14 protein-coding genes and 1 riboswitch are annotated in these 18,164 nt (G+C 51.2%); of the genes, 7 read left to right on the top strand and 7 right to left on the bottom strand.

Annotated elements, in window-relative coordinates:
* Window positions 1-59: 59 nt before the first annotated feature.
* The 5 genes from L6H70_RS11505 to L6H70_RS11485 form a co-directional block, all read right to left on the bottom strand.
* Complete coding sequence (locus L6H70_RS11505; protein WP_236332872.1) at window positions 60-1,082, bottom strand: ABC transporter ATP-binding protein; 1,023 nt, start codon at window positions 1,080-1,082, stop codon at window positions 60-62.
* Window positions 1,075-2,094 (bottom strand): ABC transporter ATP-binding protein, encoded by a 1,020-nt coding sequence (locus L6H70_RS11500; RefSeq protein WP_236332870.1) that lies wholly within the window; start codon window positions 2,092-2,094, stop codon window positions 1,075-1,077. The genes L6H70_RS11505 and L6H70_RS11500 overlap by 8 nt, the downstream gene beginning before the upstream one ends.
* The gene (locus L6H70_RS11495; protein ID WP_236332868.1) at window positions 2,061-3,080 is read right to left on the bottom strand and encodes an ABC transporter permease; all 1,020 of its coding nucleotides are present in this window, start codon (window positions 3,078-3,080) and stop codon (window positions 2,061-2,063) included. The genes L6H70_RS11500 and L6H70_RS11495 overlap by 34 nt, the downstream gene beginning before the upstream one ends.
* The gene (locus L6H70_RS11490; RefSeq protein WP_236332866.1) at window positions 3,077-4,048 is read right to left on the bottom strand and encodes an ABC transporter permease; all 972 of its coding nucleotides are present in this window, start codon (window positions 4,046-4,048) and stop codon (window positions 3,077-3,079) included. The genes L6H70_RS11495 and L6H70_RS11490 overlap by 4 nt, the downstream gene beginning before the upstream one ends.
* 125 nt (window positions 4,049-4,173) lie before the next feature.
* Complete coding sequence (locus L6H70_RS11485; protein WP_236332864.1) at window positions 4,174-5,910, bottom strand: peptide-binding protein; 1,737 nt, start codon at window positions 5,908-5,910, stop codon at window positions 4,174-4,176.
* 646 nt (window positions 5,911-6,556) lie between these two features.
* Window positions 6,557-6,616, top strand: a riboswitch (Fluoride riboswitch).
* Between the two features lie 27 nt (window positions 6,617-6,643).
* On the opposite strand from L6H70_RS11485, the gene L6H70_RS11480 reads away from it, so the two are divergent.
* Window positions 6,644-8,002 (top strand): voltage-gated chloride channel family protein, encoded by a 1,359-nt coding sequence (locus tag L6H70_RS11480; RefSeq protein ID WP_423802794.1) that lies wholly within the window; start codon window positions 6,644-6,646, stop codon window positions 8,000-8,002.
* Window positions 8,003-8,015: 13 nt separating this feature from the next.
* Here the strand turns inward: L6H70_RS11480 and L6H70_RS11475 are convergent, their stop codons facing one another.
* Window positions 8,016-8,201, bottom strand: coding sequence for a hypothetical protein (locus L6H70_RS11475; RefSeq protein WP_236332862.1), 186 nt, complete (start codon window positions 8,199-8,201; stop codon window positions 8,016-8,018).
* A 120-nt stretch (window positions 8,202-8,321) separates the two neighbouring features.
* Window positions 8,322-8,990, bottom strand: coding sequence for an SOS response-associated peptidase (locus L6H70_RS11470; protein WP_236332860.1), 669 nt, complete (start codon window positions 8,988-8,990; stop codon window positions 8,322-8,324).
* A 164-nt stretch (window positions 8,991-9,154) separates the two neighbouring features.
* On the opposite strand from L6H70_RS11470, the gene L6H70_RS11465 reads away from it, so the two are divergent.
* From L6H70_RS11465 to L6H70_RS11440, 6 genes are all read left to right on the top strand, one after another.
* Window positions 9,155-9,628, top strand: a complete 474-nt coding sequence (locus L6H70_RS11465) for a 2-thiouracil desulfurase family protein (RefSeq protein ID WP_236332858.1) — start codon at window positions 9,155-9,157, stop codon at window positions 9,626-9,628.
* A 203-nt stretch (window positions 9,629-9,831) separates the two neighbouring features.
* Window positions 9,832-10,977, top strand: a complete 1,146-nt coding sequence (locus tag L6H70_RS11460) for a cysteine desulfurase family protein (protein WP_236332856.1) — start codon at window positions 9,832-9,834, stop codon at window positions 10,975-10,977.
* A gap of 91 nt (window positions 10,978-11,068) precedes the next feature.
* Window positions 11,069-11,590: a PRC-barrel domain-containing protein gene (locus tag L6H70_RS11455; RefSeq protein ID WP_054941856.1), complete on the top strand. Its 522-nt coding sequence runs from the start codon at window positions 11,069-11,071 to the stop codon at window positions 11,588-11,590.
* Between the two features lie 14 nt (window positions 11,591-11,604).
* Window positions 11,605-11,814: a hypothetical protein gene (locus tag L6H70_RS11450; protein WP_054941855.1), complete on the top strand. Its 210-nt coding sequence runs from the start codon at window positions 11,605-11,607 to the stop codon at window positions 11,812-11,814.
* A 142-nt stretch (window positions 11,815-11,956) separates the two neighbouring features.
* On the top strand, window positions 11,957-16,594 hold the full coding sequence (locus L6H70_RS11445) for a carbohydrate binding domain-containing protein (protein WP_236332854.1): 4,638 nt from the start codon (window positions 11,957-11,959) through the stop codon (window positions 16,592-16,594).
* A gap of 133 nt (window positions 16,595-16,727) precedes the next feature.
* A complete protein-coding gene (locus L6H70_RS11440) occupies window positions 16,728-18,134 on the top strand; it encodes a sugar ABC transporter substrate-binding protein (RefSeq protein WP_236332852.1) in 1,407 nt (468 codons plus the stop codon).
* Window positions 18,135-18,164 lie beyond the last annotated feature (30 nt).

Raw genomic sequence — 18,164 nt, 5'->3', positions numbered from 1 at the left:
AAAACGCCTAACCGGCCGGTTAGGCGTTTTTTTGCTGCTTCCTGAGAAAAAATCTTCTGTTACACAGAAGCCAGCGGGAAATGGCAGGCTACCATCCGCCCGGGTGCTGCCTCCTCAAGCAGCGGCTCCTGCATTCGGCATTTCTCCTGTGCCAAAGGGCAGCGGGTATGAAACCTGCAGCCGGAAGGGGGATTGGCGGGAGAAGGAACATCACCCTCCAGGACGATCCGGTCCTGCTTGCGTCTTGGGGTCGGCTTGGGAATGGCGGAGAGAAGCGCTGCTGTGTAAGGATGCAGAGGAGCGGCGAACAGCGCCTCCGTCTCAGCGACTTCAACCATTTTGCCCAGATACATAACTCCTACGCGGTCCGAGATATGGCGTACGACATTCAGGCCGTGGGCAATGAATAAGAAGGTCAGTCCAAGCTCCTTCTGCAGCTTCATGAGCAGATTGATCACCTGGGACTGGACGGATACATCGAGCGCGGATACCGCTTCATCGGCAACGATGAACTGCGGATTCAGCGCGATTGCCCGGGCGATACCGATCCGCTGGCGCTGTCCGCCGGAGAACTCATGCGGATAGCGGTTTCTCCGGCTGGCATCAAGCCCTACGAGTTCCATAAGCTCCACCACTCGGGCATCGATATCCCGTGCAGACATGCTCCGGTGAATGCGCAGCGGTTCGCCGATAATATCCTTGACGAGAAAGCGGGGATTCAGTGATCCGAAAGGGTCCTGAAAAATAATCTGCATTTCCTCGCGCAGGCGGCGCATCTCCTGATGCCCCAGAGAATGAATATCTTTACCTTTAAACAGCACTTCTCCTTCTGTCACACTCTGCAGCCGGAGCAGCAGACGTCCGAAGGTAGACTTCCCGCAGCCGGATTCTCCGACCAGGCCGAAGGTTTCGCCTTTGCGGATGGCCAGGCTTACCCCGTCAACAGCTTTTACTTGGCCAACAGTCCGGTTTAGCAGGCCTTTGGTGATGGGGAAATATTTTTTGACGTCCTTTATATCAACCAGTACCTCGGCTGAGGACAAAGCTTTACTGTCAGCTGTAACAACCGCTTCATTACCCATGTGTTCTCACCTCATCGCTGTAATCGGTCTGGACCGGTTTGTCTTGGAACAGCCAGCAGGACGTCCGGTGATCGCTTGTAATCATGAAATTCGGCGGCTCCTGGCTGCGGCAGACGTCCATCGCATGCGGGCAGCGCGGATGGAAACGGCAGCCGGATGGAAGCTGGCCGATCGGCGGGATGGTTCCGCGAATGGTATACAGCTCACCGCCGCGTTCCCCTTCAAAGCCGGGGATGGACTGCAGCAGCCCCACTGTATACGGATGGCTGGGGTGGTCGAAAATCTCTTCAACCGTACCTTCCTCGACGATAGCCCCGGCATACATAACCGCGATCCGGTCTGCCATCTCAGCAGCTACCCCCATATCATGGGTGATAAGCAGGATCGACATGCCAAGCTCCGCCTGAAGCTTACGCAGAAGATCGAGAATCTGTGCTTGGACCGTAACATCAAGGGCTGTCGTCGGTTCATCAGCAATCAGCAGCTCGGGGTTACAGGCGAGCGCAATGGCGATGACCACGCGCTGACACATCCCGCCGGACAGTTCATGCGGATATTGCTTAGCCCGGATCTCGGGTGCCGGAATGCCAACCAGCTTAAGCAGGTCAACAGCAGCCTTCATCGCTTCGTCATTACCTTTGTTCTGATGCAGCCGAAGGCTCTCGGCAATTTGTTCACCTACAGTGAATACCGGATTCAGTGAGGACATCGGGTCCTGAAAGATCATCGCGATCTGGTTACCGCGGATTAAACGCATATCCTCCTGATTCTTCGCAGCAAGATCCTGACCATGGAAATGAATGCTGCCTTCCATAATCATTCCTCCGGCATAATCGATCAAACGCATGATAGCCAGTGAGGTAACGCTTTTGCCGCTGCCGGATTCACCGACAAGACAGACCGTCTGGCCTTTCTTAACGGAAATCGAGATTGCATCTGTAGCTTTGACGAGCCCCTTTTCGGTGGCAAAGCCGGTGGTCAGTTTCCGGATTTCGAGTAATTTTTCCGCCATTTTTCCAGCCTCCTCCGGGATTTGGTCACTTGCTGTCTGGGATCAAGAGCATCCCGGATTCCGTCACCGATAAAGTTGACGGCGAGTACTACAAGCAGAATGCACAGGCCCGGATATACGGCCTGCATCGGGTCAACCAGCATGAATTCCTGAGCATTGCTGAGCATGACTCCCCAGCTGGCTTTCGGTGCCTGAACACCTAGCCCCAGATAAGAGAGTGCGGATTCACTCAGGATGGCACCGCCGACCATGAGAGTCGCATTGACGATGATCGGGAAGCTCGCATTGCGCAGCAGATGGCGGAAAATAATTCCCCAGCTCGATACGCCGATCGCTTTGGCGGCTTCAACGTATTGCATCTCCCTTAGCTGCAGGAAGGTACCGCGGACCAGCCGGGCAATGCTCATCCAGCTCGTCAGGGCCAGGATCAGAATCATGTATTTAATCTGAGACCCGAAGATGGCCATGAACAGGATATTCAGGAAAAGGGAAGGTACAGAGTTCATCACATCAACAATGCGCATGAATACCGTATCGACCCAGCCGCCAAAATATCCTGAAATTGCCCCGATAACGGAACCGATCGCAACGGAGGCCAAGGCAACAGAGAAACCGATCATCAGTGAAATTCTCGCGCTGTATAAAAGTCTGGTAAACACATCGCGGCCAAGCTCGTCTGTCCCGAGCAAATGGCCTTCGGCACCCGGCTTCAGATTAGGAAACATCAAATCAATGGCTGCCGGGTCGAACTTGGTGAGCTTAGGGGCTAATATCCCGGCGATAATAAAGACGAGCAATACAATAAGTCCGCTCATCGCGTAAGGATTGCGGGAGAATTTCTTCCACAGCACTACCCATGGGCCGGGAGGCCGCTTGGAAACATCCGCTGGAATCTGCGGACCGGGAGTAGGTGCCAAACCGCTATCAGGTGTTCCGGAAGCAGATGCAGACGATTGGGCAACAAGTTGTGAATGGTCGGTACTCATGCTGCTTTGCCTCCTTGCTTGCCGAGTTTTACACGGGGATCTACTACGGCATACAGGATATCAGCCACCAGATTACCGATGACGACCATGACAGCTATGACAATGGTGATGGACATAAGCGCCGAGTATTCACGTGAGTTCGCCATTTCTACAAACCAGCGGCCCATTCCCGGCCAGTTGAAGACATTCTCCGTCAATGTGGCCCCTGCTACCAGAATAGGCAGATCAAGTCCCAGTATCGTAATAATTGGGATAAGCGCGTTGCGCAGTGCATGCCGGAATACAACCTTACGTTCCTGTACTCCTTTGGCCCGGGCAGTGCGGATATAATCCTGATCCAGGACTTCCAGCATGCTTGACCGGGCATATTTCATATAAGAGGCGAGGAAGCCAAGTGCCAGAACCGTTACGGGCAATACGAGGTGCATGAATAAGTCTCCGATATCCCCCTCATGTCCTCTAGAATGCATATCCGAGAGTGGAAACCAGTCCAGCTTAATGGACAGCCACTGCTGAAGCAGTATTCCGAACCAAAAGGTAGGCATCGCGAACCCCAGATAGGAGATGAAGGAGGCCGTCTGATCAGACAAGCCGTATACCTTGGTGCTGTTATAGATTCCCCATGGGATCGAGATTACCAGCGAAACCAGCCAGGCAGCCCCCATGAGAATGAAAGTATTGGCGATACGCGGCCAGAGCAGATCCGATACGGCAATATGGTTTTTGAAAGTGTAACCCAAATCGCCTTGTAGCAAATCGCCAATCCAGTGGACATACTGGACCGGAATAGGTTTATCCAGACCGAGATTCTTAGCCTGCTGCTCAAGCACCTCAGGGGACAGTCCCGGGGACAGCATCACTTTGGTCGGCCCTCCGGGAGCAGCGTGAATGAGAAGAAATGTAAGCAGCGTAATCAGAAAGATGACCAGTACTGATTGCAGTACGCGACGGATCAGATATTCTGTCATGAACTATATCCTCCTAGAGAAGTTAGGGTATAGAATCCGGAAGGCAATCTCCCTTAGACAAAAGGAGAAGGAGAAAGAGACTTCTCTTTCCCCTTCCGAGATTCTATTTCCTGTGTCCGTTATGTTTAGTCAGTTACCCACCATTTAATGGCATGGAAGAATTGTCCATAGCCGAGGGATGGTTCCGGAGCATCTTCTTCTGCCCAGTGGACTCTAGGACCCGTACCAATCGCCTGACCGTACTGGTACAAGAATACGTAAGGAAGATCTGTGGAGATTTCTTTACCTACCTCTTTATAAATCTCTTTCCGTTTCTCCTGGTCAACGGTGGAGTATCCGTCTACCCACAGCTGATCCAGCTTTTCATTCTTATACCAGCCAGCGTTCTGGCCGGCAGGCGGGAAGTATTTAGAGGAAAAGATACTTTCTGCATCCGGATCGGGGTTATTCAGGGACCATGCCAGCAGAACCGCCTGGAATTTACCCGGTGTGACATTCTGGTCAATCCAGGAAGCGAAGTCAATGGCTTTAGGAGTCACTTCGATACCTACATCCTTCAGGTTCTGCTGGATAACGGCAGCGACCTGTTCACGGCGGCTGTTGCCGGCATTGTACTGCAGCTCGAAGGAGAAGCGGTGACCGTCTTTGGTAAGGATGCCGTCAGTGCCGGCAACCCAGCCATCTTCAGCGAGAAGCTTCTTGGCGGTTTCTGCATTGTAGTCATAGTTTACAGCTGCATCACCCGGGTCAGCCCAAGTATCCGGCAGGAACGGTGCATTCATCAGGGCGCCTACACCTTTAAGAATATTATCAACCATGCCTTGACGGTTGAGCGCGTGGGCAATCGCCTGTCTGGTTTTCTGGCCTTCGAATAAACCATATTTGTCCTTGAAATTGCTCGCATCAAAGTTGAATCCAAGATATTCATACTGCGCACCCGGCTTTTGGATGATCGCAATATCGCCGTCTGCTTTGGCTGCCTCAACCTGTGTTACCGGAATAGCACTGATGTGGTCGGTGTCGCCTTTCAGAATGGCTTGAACCTCGGTATTCTGATCCGCGTAGATTTTGTATACGAGCTGGGAAATATGAGGTTTAACTTCTCCCCAGTAGTCTGGATTGGCATCCAGCGTGTGGCTTTCGCCTTGTTTCCAGGCTGTCCATTTCCATGGTCCGCTTGTTACGGTTTTAGCCGGGTCTGTACCGTACGGGTTAGTTTGCATTTCTTTTGGAGCAACATCCTTCAGAACATGCGCAGGCACTATGGCTTGGCACAAAGCATACAGGAACGGAGCATAGACCTGGTTCATTGTAAATTTAACGGTATGGTCATCAACCTTCTCAACGGTTTTGACCTTATCATACTGGCTGATCAGCGGTGATCCGGTTTCCGGATTCTTCGCTGTTTCAACTGTATACACTACATCATCCGCAGTGATCGGCTGGCCGTCACTCCATTTAATGTTATCTTTCAATTTAACGGTATAGGTCAGACCATCTGCGGAGATTTCCGGAAGCTCTGCAGCCAGCGACCACGGTTCAGCGGTTACATTCCCTGCGCGGTCCAGATCATAGATTTGTGCGAATACGAAGTTGGCGATATCGCCTGAAGAGGTGTCGCCAATCAGGAGCGGGTTAATATTAACGATATCAGAGAATGAGCTCAATACGAGGGTTCCGCCGTCAACTGGTGCGTCAGCGGCCGGTGCGGAGGCTTCAGGTGCTGCACTTTCAGCAGGAGCTGTGCTCTCTGCAGTAGCGTTAGGAGTATTTGCAGTGTTATTTGTACTGCAGCCAGTGAACAAAATTCCTATGAGCGATACGATAAGTAAGATAGACCACCAATTTCTTTTTTTTGTCATTCCGTTTACTCCTCCTTTTTTAAGTACGGGTAAGTAGTTTACCTGGATACTGGACTTAAAATTGAGTTGTTCTGGGATGTAGTCCGCGCTCTTGCTGTCTCTCTGTAGTCTAAGGCTTTGTTCGACCTCCTCGGCAGTTAGATAGTGCTTGCCCAATGATTGGATCTTAATGATGTTGAAGTGTTTCTTCTGTCCACGGTAATAACCCTTTTCTCTGTTAGGCGACGTCCGTTTCTGCAATACAGCACGGGGCGCTGAATAGACCGGAGGTCAATTAGAGACAGAAAGAAGCTTCCCAACCTGGCGGGCAAAACCTTTGTATATAAATTATGGTTTATACTACATGTTAATAATTCTTACGTCAATATAATATTTTGTAGTACATTTATTTTGGTAAACTGATAAAAAATGAAATATTTAGGGATATAGGGCAGGGTATATGTAGGTTTTTTGAAAGTATATAAAAGTTATCTGTTTACTATTGTTATTATAAATGACCCATATGTCACATTGTGTCGATAGATTAGGGGGTTTTTGTGTTATTTGTGACATTTGTCGACAAGACTTTGAATGAAATGCCGGAACTCTTCGAAACTGGCCAGCCTCACTATTGACGATTCTGATGCGAAATACTAAAATAAGTCTACGATACTAGGGCGATGGAGTTCGCCGTAACTGCCGCGAGGCTCATGACTCCTACCAGCGAAATATTTCCTGGTAGGAGTCTATTTTTATGTACGATTTTCACGCGAAGGGAACGAATGGTATGACCCGGTTGAAACAAAAATGGTCTGAGGCTGCTGAGAAATGGTGGTTTGCTGCATCGTGTGGAACTTTACTTAAGTGGATTGTACTCGGGGGCGGAGTGGGGATATTAACAGGAACAGCGTCAGCCTTTTTTCTGAAAAGCCTGGACTTTGTGACGGATATAAGATTGGCCCATCCGTGGCTGCTCTTTTTGCTTCCTCTGGGAGGGGCGCTGGTCAGCTTGCTATATTTCAGATATGGAGGCAGCAGTGCTAAGGGAAATAACTTAATTCTGGAGCAAATTCAAGAGGGGAATGAAGCTGTTCCGCTGAGGATGGCACCACTTGTTTTATTTGGAACACTGATCACCCACCTGTTTGGAGGTTCAGCGGGGCGCGAGGGGACTGCGGTGCAGATGGGCGGCAGCCTAGCCGATTGGTTTGGAAAGATGTTAAAGGTCGGTCCCGTTGACCGGAGGATTCTGCTGATTTGCGGGATTAGCGGCGGCTTCGGCTCGATCTTTGGAACGCCTTTAGCGGGAACGGTATTTGGACTGGAAGTGCTTGCAATTGGATTAATCAGTCATGAAGCACTTATCCCTGCTTTTATCGCCAGCTTTGTCGGAAACTTGACAGCTACTTCATTCTGGGGCATCACACATTTGCACTATCCTATAGGAGATATTCCTTCTCTGACTTTTGTAGTGCTGCTTAAGGTTGTGTTTGCTTCCATTTTGTTTGGACTTACCAGCATCCTGTTCAGTGAGCTGACTCATGCGCTGAAAAAGGGCTATACCCGCTGGTTCGCTAATCCAATGATAAAAAGTGCTGTAGGTGGCATAGTGATTATTGTGCTGGTGTATGTTTTGGGAACTAGAGATTACCTGGGGCTGGGGATCCCTTTGATTCAGGATTCATTTACCGGGGACGTTGCTCCGTTTGCCTTCTTAGGAAAGCTTGTATTCACATCGCTGACCCTGGGAGCGGGCTTTCAAGGCGGGGAAGTCACTCCGTTATTTGCCATTGGAGCTACACTGGGACATGCATTATCCGGGTTTTTACACCTGTATGCCCCTTTTCTGGCCGCACTCGGTTTTGTCGCCGTATTCTGCGGTGCCACTAACACGCCTATCGCCTGTTTTTTGATGGGTATTGAATTGTTTGGAGCCGAAGGAGCCGTTTACCTCTTTATCGCTTGTCTCGTGAGTTATTTGTTCTCGGGACATACCGGCATCTATACCTCTCAACAAATCGGCATGTCCAAAAGCCAGTTCACTTCCTTCCCGCAAGGGACCACCCTGGCCAAAGCCAAGCTGCTTAGAAAGAAAGGCAAAGACCCCTCATGAATGCTTACCGTATCTATATTTTTTTGAACCGTTTTATCGTCCAATAGGGCAAGGACAATAGACCCTTGTCTGTTTTTAGCTCGAAGGAATCCGCTAACGTACCCTTTTTACATATCCCTCTGTAGGTTTCACCGCTGATCAGATGAATCTCGAGCAGAGTCCCTTCAGCGATCGCTTGTTGGAATTTGAGTGTTTGCAAAATACTATCTCCTCTTAATATATATGCTTTTTATAGCCATGTACTTATTTAAACCAACTGACATTTCCTTACACGCAAAAATGGATAATTGACAAACTTGTAATGTTTCCCTTAAATGCATCAGGCTTCTTTAATAAGATCTTTATAGTCATTGCGCACATTACCAACCTCTGAGGATACCGGATAGGCACGCATCTGTGCCGCATCGTAAGGCCGGAGCAGACGCATAAGGGAAGGGATGTCCTGATTACTGCGGTCCAGCCATTGTGATTCGGCTTCCGGGCTGAGAATAACCGGCATCCGGTCATGAATGTCCGCCATCAGGCTGTTCGCCTCTGTGGTAATAATCGTACAGGTGCTGAGCTTGTTGCCGCTGGCATCTGTCCAAATATCATATAAGCCGGCCATCGAAAAAATACTCCGGTCCTGCATTACAATCCGCATCGGTTGTTTACCGCCGACCTGCTGCTTCCACTCATAAAACCCGTCGGCGGGAATGAGGCAGCGGCGTGAGCGGATCAGCCCTTTAAAGGAGACTTTCTCTAGCAGTGATTCTGCACGGGCATTAATCATTTTGCTTCCGGCTTTATCATCCTTGGCCCAGGAAGGTACCAGTCCCCAGCGCAGTACTCCCAGCTTGTTAGAGGTGCCGTTATGAATGACCGCCGGAATATGCTGCATCGGAGCCACATTGAACTTAGGCGTGTAATGGACAATACTGGAGTCATCCGTAAAATACCGCAGCATTAGTTCCTCCATCGTTACTGTAATCGTGTATCTGCCGCACATCCTGGCTGCACCTCCGTTTTAATCTGCTACTGGGCGGCAAAGTTTACAGCTTTTAGGGCCCCCGTGCTATACTCTGAGTGTTTATTATTAATGGAACTTGAACAGTTACAGCTATTATAAATCAAGCTGCAGAAAATAGTGAAGTAAAGAAAGAGAGTGATCCTGTGATATTGGTAAGCTCCTGTCTGGCCGGGATGAAAGTCAGATATAATGGTACAGATTGTCTGGAAGAGAGTCTGATGAGTCTGCTCGACAGCGGCAAGGCCACTGCAGTCTGCCCCGAACTGCTTGGCGGCTTCTCTACCCCTAGAGAACCGGCGGAAATCATCGGTGGAACCGGTGAAGATGTGCTGAACGGGAAGGCCCGGGTGATTGACAGAGCGGGAAATGATGTTACCGGGATGTATTTAAAGGGAGCTCATGTGACCCTGGAGAAAGCCCGTGAATCCGGCGCTGCTACCGTTGTACTCAAGCAGAACAGCCCATCCTGCGGAAGTACAATGATCTATAACGGAGAATTCGCAGGCCGAAAAATTCCCGGAGAAGGCGTAACGGCCGCACTTCTGCGGAAAAACGGCATTGAGGTCATCTCCGAGGATGAGCTTGCTGCCCGTATTGAAGAATTTAGAATCTCTTGAAATCAGAGTGCCCGCCGAGGCAGTATATCAGGGGAAGCTGAAAATAAGCTGAATGCCTGCCGGGGATCGAAGGTTCAGCCTCTTGACAGACATTACAATATTGTGTTTATTCCCGGGTGGTAAAAGAATCTGTTCAGCAGTATAATCGAGTAGTCCTGTAAGAAAATACTGAAATTCAATTTCAAGAAGCGGAGAAACAAGTCATGAAGCCCATCTATTTGGACCACGCCGCCTCAACCCCGGTTCATCCGGAGGTGGCTAAGGTTATGTACAATATAATGATCGAAGAATACGGCAATGCGTCCAGTGTACATCAGTTCGGACGTTCCGCCAAAAAGATTATTAACGGTGCGCGCGATTCTATCGCGGGCTTTTTAGGCTGTGCGCCTGATGAATGGATTTTTACCAGCGGAGGCACGGAGAGCGATAATCTGGCCTTGTTCGGTGCTGCTGCCGGCACCGCAGAGAAAGGCAAGCACATCATTACTACAGCTGTTGAGCATCATGCGGTCCTGCATACCTGCGGGGAATTGGAACGGCAGGGCTATTCCATCACCTATCTGCCGGTAGACTCCACGGGGTTAGTTGCTGCTGCAGATGTTGAAGCAGCCCTGCGGGAAGATACTGTTCTAATTAGTGTGATGTTTGCCAATAATGAGGTTGGAACGGTGCAGCCGATTGTGGAGATTGGACAATTGGCCGCTGAGCGGGGCATTTTGTTCCATGTAGATGCTGTACAAGCCCTTGGAATGCTTCCTGTTACACTACGTGAGCTGCCGGTGGATTACATGAGCTTTACCGCCCACAAAATCAGCGGTCCGCAGGGCATAGGCGGTCTCTACGTACGCCGCGGTGCGCCGCTGCATCCAAGGCTGCACGGGGGTCTGCAGGAGCGCGGCAGACGGGCAGGTACAGAGAGCCTGGCAGGTGCGGCCGGGTTTGCCAAAGCAGTGGAGCTTGCGGTGCTGGGACTGACACAGAGGCAGGAGCATGCTCTGCTGCTGCGAAACACACTGCTACAGGAGCTCGACCGCCGGATCGGGCGGGACGCTTACGTGATCAATGGTAATGCACAGCATTTTTTACCGGGAATTCTGAATGTCAGCTTCCCGGGGGCAAGCACGGATGTGCTCCTGATGAACCTGGATATGGAGGGGATTGCTGCTGCCAGCGGTTCGGCCTGCACCTCGGGGTCACTTGAAATTTCGCATGTTCTGCAGGCCATGAAACTTCCGGCAGAACTTTTACATTCAGCGATTCGTTTTAGCACAGGTTTGGGTAATACTAATGAAGAAATGGAGTACGTTGCCCAAAAAGTTGAAACCATTCTGAAACGGCTGCGTAAATAAGACCAGGGATTGCTACAGTCTTGTGTCTGTTTCAGTTATTCACTTCTCTGGGAACTCGTAATTTTACTCAAAGTGAGGGGACTTAGCAGCCATGAAACTTCAAGATTTGATTGGCCTCACTATATATGAAGTTGAAGAAGGTAACGAAGTCGGCAAACTTGTCGATTGTTTACTCGATTCAAACTGGAATATTACGGGTATTGAACTGGAAAGCAAGTCTTTTTTCTCCAGTCATGTGAAAGTTGTGGCATGGGAAGACATTGTCGCTTATGGCGAAGATGCTATTATGATTCGCAGTAAAGAGTCGATTGTTAAGGCCGACACTGACCATATACCATATACTTTTCTTTTGGGAAAGAACAAACTGAAGGATTTGCAGGTACTGACTGCATCCGGAACGAACCTAGGACGAATATCCGATGTTTATTTTGACCAGAAGTTGGGAAACACAATAGTAGCGCTGGAAATCAGTGACGGGCTTGTAACTGATTTGATCGAAGGCCGCAAATGGCTGCCTTGTTCTGAAGGGATGTCCATTGGGGAGAATGCCGTACTGGTTCCCGCGATGAGCGAAGAACGGCTACAAAAAGCCATTAATATTGTTAACGGATAGGTGGAATGTATTATATGAAGTGTCCAAACTGCAACTCCAAGGATATCGGCAAGATCGGTTCACACCAGTTCTACTGCTGGGGCTGTTTCATCGAACTTACGGTCAACGGTGAGAAAATGTCGGTTTATCAGGTGGAAGAAGACGGAACACTCAGTTCGCTTGACGATCTGTTTTCGGGTGAGGATATTGCTCAGGATTTCCCCCAAATCCATGCATCCTCCTGATTGGAAACCTAATGATGCTCAACAAGAGTTACATAGATTCACCGCGCCTAATTCTCAGGCAGCTGCTGCAGCTGCCAGAGAATTAGGCTTTTTTCATTTTCTGCGAAAGTTGTATCTTTGTTATACGCACTAAGGAATTGGTATGTTACCTGCAGCGGGCGAACCCTATACTGAAATCGACCGGCGGCAACGCCGGAAGTCTACACGTATTTACATAAGGGGGAATGTGAAGATGTACCGCAGGGGAATATCTAAGCTTCTGGTTACTGTTATGCTGCTGTCAGGCCTGCAGCTTCCGGGAAACATCGGACTCGCAAAAGCAGCCAGTCCAGAAGGGCTAGCCGGATCAGCAGTAAGCACAAGCGCCGTTAATGCAGCCGGAACGGCAATCTTTACCGATATGAAACAGCATTGGGCGGCGGAGGCCGCGGACAGGCTGGCAGCTGCCGGGATTCTGCAAGGAGACGGTCATGGGCAATTTGGGCCCAACCGGGCAGTCTCCCGCGCAGAGATGGCAGTTATTCTGAACCGGGTGTTTCGCTACACAGATTCGGGTAGCGCCGTTTTTAGTGATGTAAGCGCTTCTTCTTGGTATGGCAAGGATATTGGCGGGATCAGCGCAGCGGGTATTATCAAGGGTTACGCGGACGGCCGGTTTCAGCCGGAAGCCGCTGTTACCCGCCAGGATGTGTTAACGATGCTTGGCCGGGCTTTCCAGCCGGAAGCCGCCTCTCAAACTGTACTGGCCGCGCAGGCAGACGGGTCATCGGTCAGCGGCTATGCCAGGGAAGCAGTGAGCGCTATGCTTGAAGCCGATTATATTCGCGGTGACTTGGCAGGAAAGCTGAATCCGCAGGCTCCGATGACACGCGCCGAGCTGGCGGTGCTGCTCGGCCGGATGATCGGATGGATTAGTCCGGACGAAGGAAGCTATTCGATTGGTGAGGTGTCCGGCAATGTTATTGTTAACCGGGCGGACGTACGGATTGATGGCGGATCGGTCAACGGAAATCTCTATGTGACTGCCGGAACGGGTGAAGGAGCAGTATCGTTTTCCGGAATTAAGGTGAAGGGTACCACACGTATCTCCGGAGGCGGAGGACATTCGGTGGTCTTTCACAAATCTTCCCTGGGGCAGACGATTGTAGACAAGCCCAAAGTACCTGTGCGGCTCGTCCTGGAGGATGAAAGCTCAGTGGCCCGGATCGAATTGATCCAGCCAGCCAAAGTTGAAATTGGGACCGGCTCAAAGGTGGATGCCCTAATCGTCGGTACTGGCGCTGCCGGATCAGAAATTGTGAACCGGGGGCAAATAGGCTTGCTTGATCCAAAGGCGGGCAGTGTGCTTCTCAACGGCACAGCCCTCAAAACCGGAGAGACGCTTCGTGGCTTATCCGGCAGTGCAGCCTCACCGCAGGCCAGTGCGCCGGCTACCGCAGCCGGCGGTGGAACCGGAGGAGGTGTGACACCGTCACCGACGCCTGCAGCGACGGCCAGCGCTACACCGGCTGCAACGGCGACGGCCAGCGCTACACCGGCTGCAACGGCGACGGCTACTCCGGCAACCAATAACGATCCCTGGGAGCTAGTCTGGAACGACGAATTCGACGGCAGCTCCATTGACGGGAACAAATGGAATGTGCAGGATACCGGAACTGTATACAACAACGAACTGGAATATTACCATCCGGACAACGTTGCACTCGAAACGGAAAGCGGGCAGGGTGTGCTTGCACTGGAAGCACGGAAGGAAGCTTACGGCGGAAAAGAGTATACTTCCGGCAAGCTGACCTCCAAGATGAAGGGTGACTGGACTTACGGTAAATTCACAGTGCGTGCTAAGCTGCCGGTTCAGCAAGGCATGTGGCCGGCCATCTGGATGATGCCAACCGATGAAGAGAAGCAGTACGGACCTTGGCCTGGTAGCGGCGAGATGGACATTATGGAATTGACGGGACCGGTGGCCGGTGATACGGAGAAGGCCGATCTGTATCCTAGAACCGTTCATGGTTCGCTTCATTACGATATCCCGCACATGTCCCAATCCAAGACTTACGTTCTGCCCGAAGGCAAAACATTCGCTGACGATTATCATGATTTCACGCTTGAATGGCTTCCGGGCCTGATCCGGTATTACGTGGACGGTAAAATGTATTTCGAAACGAGTGATTGGGGGACTAAGGCAGAAGGTCAGCCGGATTACTATACGTATCCTGCACCGTTTGACCGGCCGTTCTATATGATTCTCAATCTTGCGGTCGGGGGCGACTGGCCGGGCAACCCGGCGGCTGACTTCCAATCAGATAAGATGTATGTCGATTATGTCCGGGTTTATAAGTATAAACAGCTGGATGAGTGGCCTGATGTAACGGGCAAACGGCCAACAAAGCCCGTAACCTCCGATCCGCAGCGTCCTGTGCTTGCAGACGGGAACCAGATTTATAACGGAGATTTCAAAGGCACCGCAGCAGCCGACGGACTTCCGCAATACTGGGAATTAATCAAGAATGCAGGCGGTGCGGGCACATCTTCTGTCATCGAAGACAAGGATAAGGGTAAGGCAGTGAAGGTGGCTATCCAAGAGGCGGGAACCCAAAATTATTCTGTTCAGCTCACCCAAATGCCGCTTCTTCTGGAGAAGGGCAAAGCCTACAAAGTAACGTTTGATGCCAAAGCAGATGCGGTCCGTCCGGTGATGAGCAAGCTGACCGAGTTCGGCGGCGGATGGACAGCGTACTCTAAAGAACGGAATTTCCAGCTTACCCCGGACTGGCAATCTTTTGAGTACACCTTTAACATGGCACAGGCTACCGACAACAATGTCCGTTTTGAATTCAATCTCGGTCTAAACGATATTACAGCCTATTTCGCTAATGTCCGGGTAAGTGAGACGCAGCCCCTGCCGGTAGTCCGCACTCCGCTGGCTGACGGCAACCTCATTTACAACGGAGGGTTTGAGCTGGGAGAAGACCGGCTGGGCTATTGGAGATTTGCAGTTAAGCCGGACTCGGGTACAGTGGCTGAAGCCAGGGTAACCAATATCCTGGAGCTTCCGCTCATGAAACGGGTATTCAGTGTGCAAGTCGATAACACCGGGAAGTCGGCCGAGGATGTGATGCTTACGCAGACAGGTCTGCCTTTGTCTGCAGGAGGCGTCTATCAACTCTATTTCGATGCAAGGTCGGATCAGTCTCAGCCGGTGGGTATAAAGCTGGAGGCCGGTGGCGGAGATACCCTCTATCCTGACGGATCATCGCTCACTCTGACGCCGCAATGGAAGAGCTACACAGCGGAGATCTCCATGCCCGTCTCTGCCGGCACCGAAGGTACATTATCATTCCTTCTGGGCCAGGCTGCCGGGCACACTGAGATCGATAATGTGCGTCTCGTCCGTATGGCCGAGCCGCCAGCATTAAACGGCTACCTGCATCTCCGGGGCGATCAGTACTCCGGGGCATCGGGAATCAGCCTGATGCCAAGCGGAGAAGGCGGCAAAGACATCACCGATATGGATAAGGGCGATTACGCGGAGTACAAAGTGGTTCTTCCTCATGCGGCAAGCATAGTTCCTGTGGCCAGAGTATCCAGTGTACGGGCCGATTCCGAACTGGAGCTCTCCGTTCTGGATGCCGGCAAGCGAAGTGTGGCGACGGCAGCCGTCTACAGTGCGGCAATCGGGGAAACGGGAGGACTCCAATCCTACCGCACAGTCATCGGTGTGCCACTTGAGCTGCCTGCCGGAAGCTACTATTTCCGTCTTGGAGGCAGCGGCTACAATCTGGCTTGGCTGGATCTCTCCCGTGAGCTGGTGGTGAACGGCAGCTTCAGGGAAGCTTCGACCGAAGGCTGGACGCTGTTCAAGAAGGACTGGGTCGACAATGATCCGGTAAAGAATACAGTAATGACTGCCGAGCCTGGAGCGTTGCAGGTTGACCTTGGCGGCACCGGCGACGAGGAATGGAATGTTCAGGTGAAGCAAGGCCCGATTCTGATGGAGCAAGGCAAGAAGTATTTGCTTCGCTTCGATGCGGAAGCATCCATAGCGCGGCTGATCCGGGTACTGGTCCAGCATGACGGCTCGTCCGACAACGACTGGACTCCATATATGAACGAGACAGCAAGCCTGAGCCAAACCGGCGGACATTTCGAATACCTGTTCACTGCCCCTGTAAGTGACCCCGCCGCCCTGCTTCAGTTTACTCTGGGTAAGGTGTCCGAGCTGATTGGAGCGCATAGTGTCAAGCTAAGCAATATTTCTCTGCTTCAGGTTAGTCCGGTGATGGCTGGTGAGGCTTATGGGGAGAATTTGATCCCGAACGGAGACTTCTCGGCTCCGCTTAAAGGCTGGAGCAGCTATTCATCCGACAGCGGAGAGTTGTCTATTGACAATGTAAATGGGGCGCTGCGCATGCAGGTAGGCTCCACAGGGACGAACAGCTGGGACCGGCAGGTCTATTACGAGGGAGTAGCCTACAACGAAGGCAATCATTATACGCTCACGTTTAAAGCCAAGGCAGAAGCGGCACGTAAAATGAACATCAGCATCGGCTGGCTGGATGCCGCGAATAATTACACCTGGCACGGATATGCGAGCAAAGTCGTTGATCTTGGTACAGAATACAACACTTACACTTTAGAATTCGACGTCACGGGAGGGAGCACGTCCATCGGCCGCATTTCCTTTGAACTGGGAAATATTGTGGATGGAGGCACAGGCCATCTTGCGGTGGATGTCGATGATGTGGTGTTGCTGAACAACGGAACAATACCGGCACCTTGAGACAAGCTTAATAATTTGTTATCCAGGCTTGGGATTTGTTATATAGACGGGCAAGAAACGCTTTTATAATCAAGACATGGGGAACGGGTAACCGTTCTCCGCGATTTTCAAACGACAATGGGGGAGATTTATTTTGAAAAAGACAGCAGTATCAATCAGTGCACTGCTCATGGCATTTTCAGTAGTCGTCAGCGGATGTGGTGGCAATAACAATTCATCAAATTCCGCTAACAACGGAGGAAAGCAAGGAGAATCCAGCGCAACTACGGCTCCAGCAGCTTCTAAAGCTCCAAGTACAGAACCGGTTACCCTGAACGCCTGGGTGATGCCGAACAGTCCCAAGCCGGATGCAGACTTCCTGAAGACCCTTGATCCCTACCTGAAAGAGCACCCGAATGTCACCGTTAAAGTAACAGTGCTTGACTGGGGCTCTGCCTGGACCAAGATCACAACGGCGGCGACAAGCGGCGAGGGTCCGGATCTGCTTCAACTGGGTAGCACCTGGGTACCGGCAATTGCCAGCATGGGCGGTATTGACAAGGTGACTGACAAAGTGGCCGATGTGGGCGGCGCAGAAGCCTTCTTGCCGGCTATCTGGAAAACAACCTCCATCGCAGGCGACAGTGAAGTATACGGAGTGCCTTGGTTCGTAGATGCGCGTGCGATTTACTACCGGACGGATGTATTCAAGCAAGCCGGTGTTGATACAGCAACAGCTTTTAAGGATTGGGATTCCTTCAAAAGTGCGCTGCAAGCGGTCAACGGACAGACGGTTGACGGGAAGAAGATCGCTGCACTTGGACTTCCGGGCAAGAACGACTGGAACGTAGTGCATAATATCTTCCCTTGGATCTGGGCTGCAGGCGGCGACGTTCTGTCGGAAGATAACAAAAACGTAACCTTCAACGAAGACAAAGGGCTTGATGGCGTTATGTACTACACAGGACTCGCAGCAGAAGGCCTTGTTGACAAGGCATCGCTTGAAAAGAACTCGTCGCAGATCGAGGGTGACTTCGGTGATGGCAAATCGGCTGTAATTATCTCCGGCCCATGGCTTGCGAAGAACTTTGCGACACCAAAAGCAAACGGCGGTATGGATGACAAGAAAGCTGCGAAAAACTTCGCGGTTGCTCCGCTTCCAGCCGGTCCCGGCGGACAAGCAACCTTTGTCGGCGGCAGTGAATTGACCGTATTCAGCGGCTCGAAGAACAAGGAAGCTACTTGGGAGCTTATTAAATACCTGACCTCCGATGAAGCACAGAATGCCTATGCTGCCGTATCCGGTCAGCTTCCAGCCAGACTGTCTCTTCTGGAATCGCCAGATCTGGATGCCAACATGAAAGCATTCTCGGAAGCAACGAAATACGGAAGAACCTATCCGGCTATTCCGCAATGGGGACCTACAGAAACTGCACTGCAAAAGCATTTTGCCAACGTTTGGGATATCGTTGCCGGCGTGAAGGGCAAGTATAGCAGAGAAAGCGTTAAGGAAGAATTGGATTCTGCAGCAGCTGAAGTCAAAGCCATTATCAATCAATAATTAATAACTACCAGGATTAGGAGAGGCCGC

The sequence above is a fragment of the Paenibacillus auburnensis genome, from assembly GCF_927798115.1.
GTDB classification, from domain to species: domain Bacteria; phylum Bacillota; class Bacilli; order Paenibacillales; family Paenibacillaceae; genus Paenibacillus_AQ; species Paenibacillus_AQ auburnensis.
The sequence above is the reverse complement of the archived record's forward strand: the minus strand, read 5'-3'. Positions and strand labels throughout refer to the sequence as shown.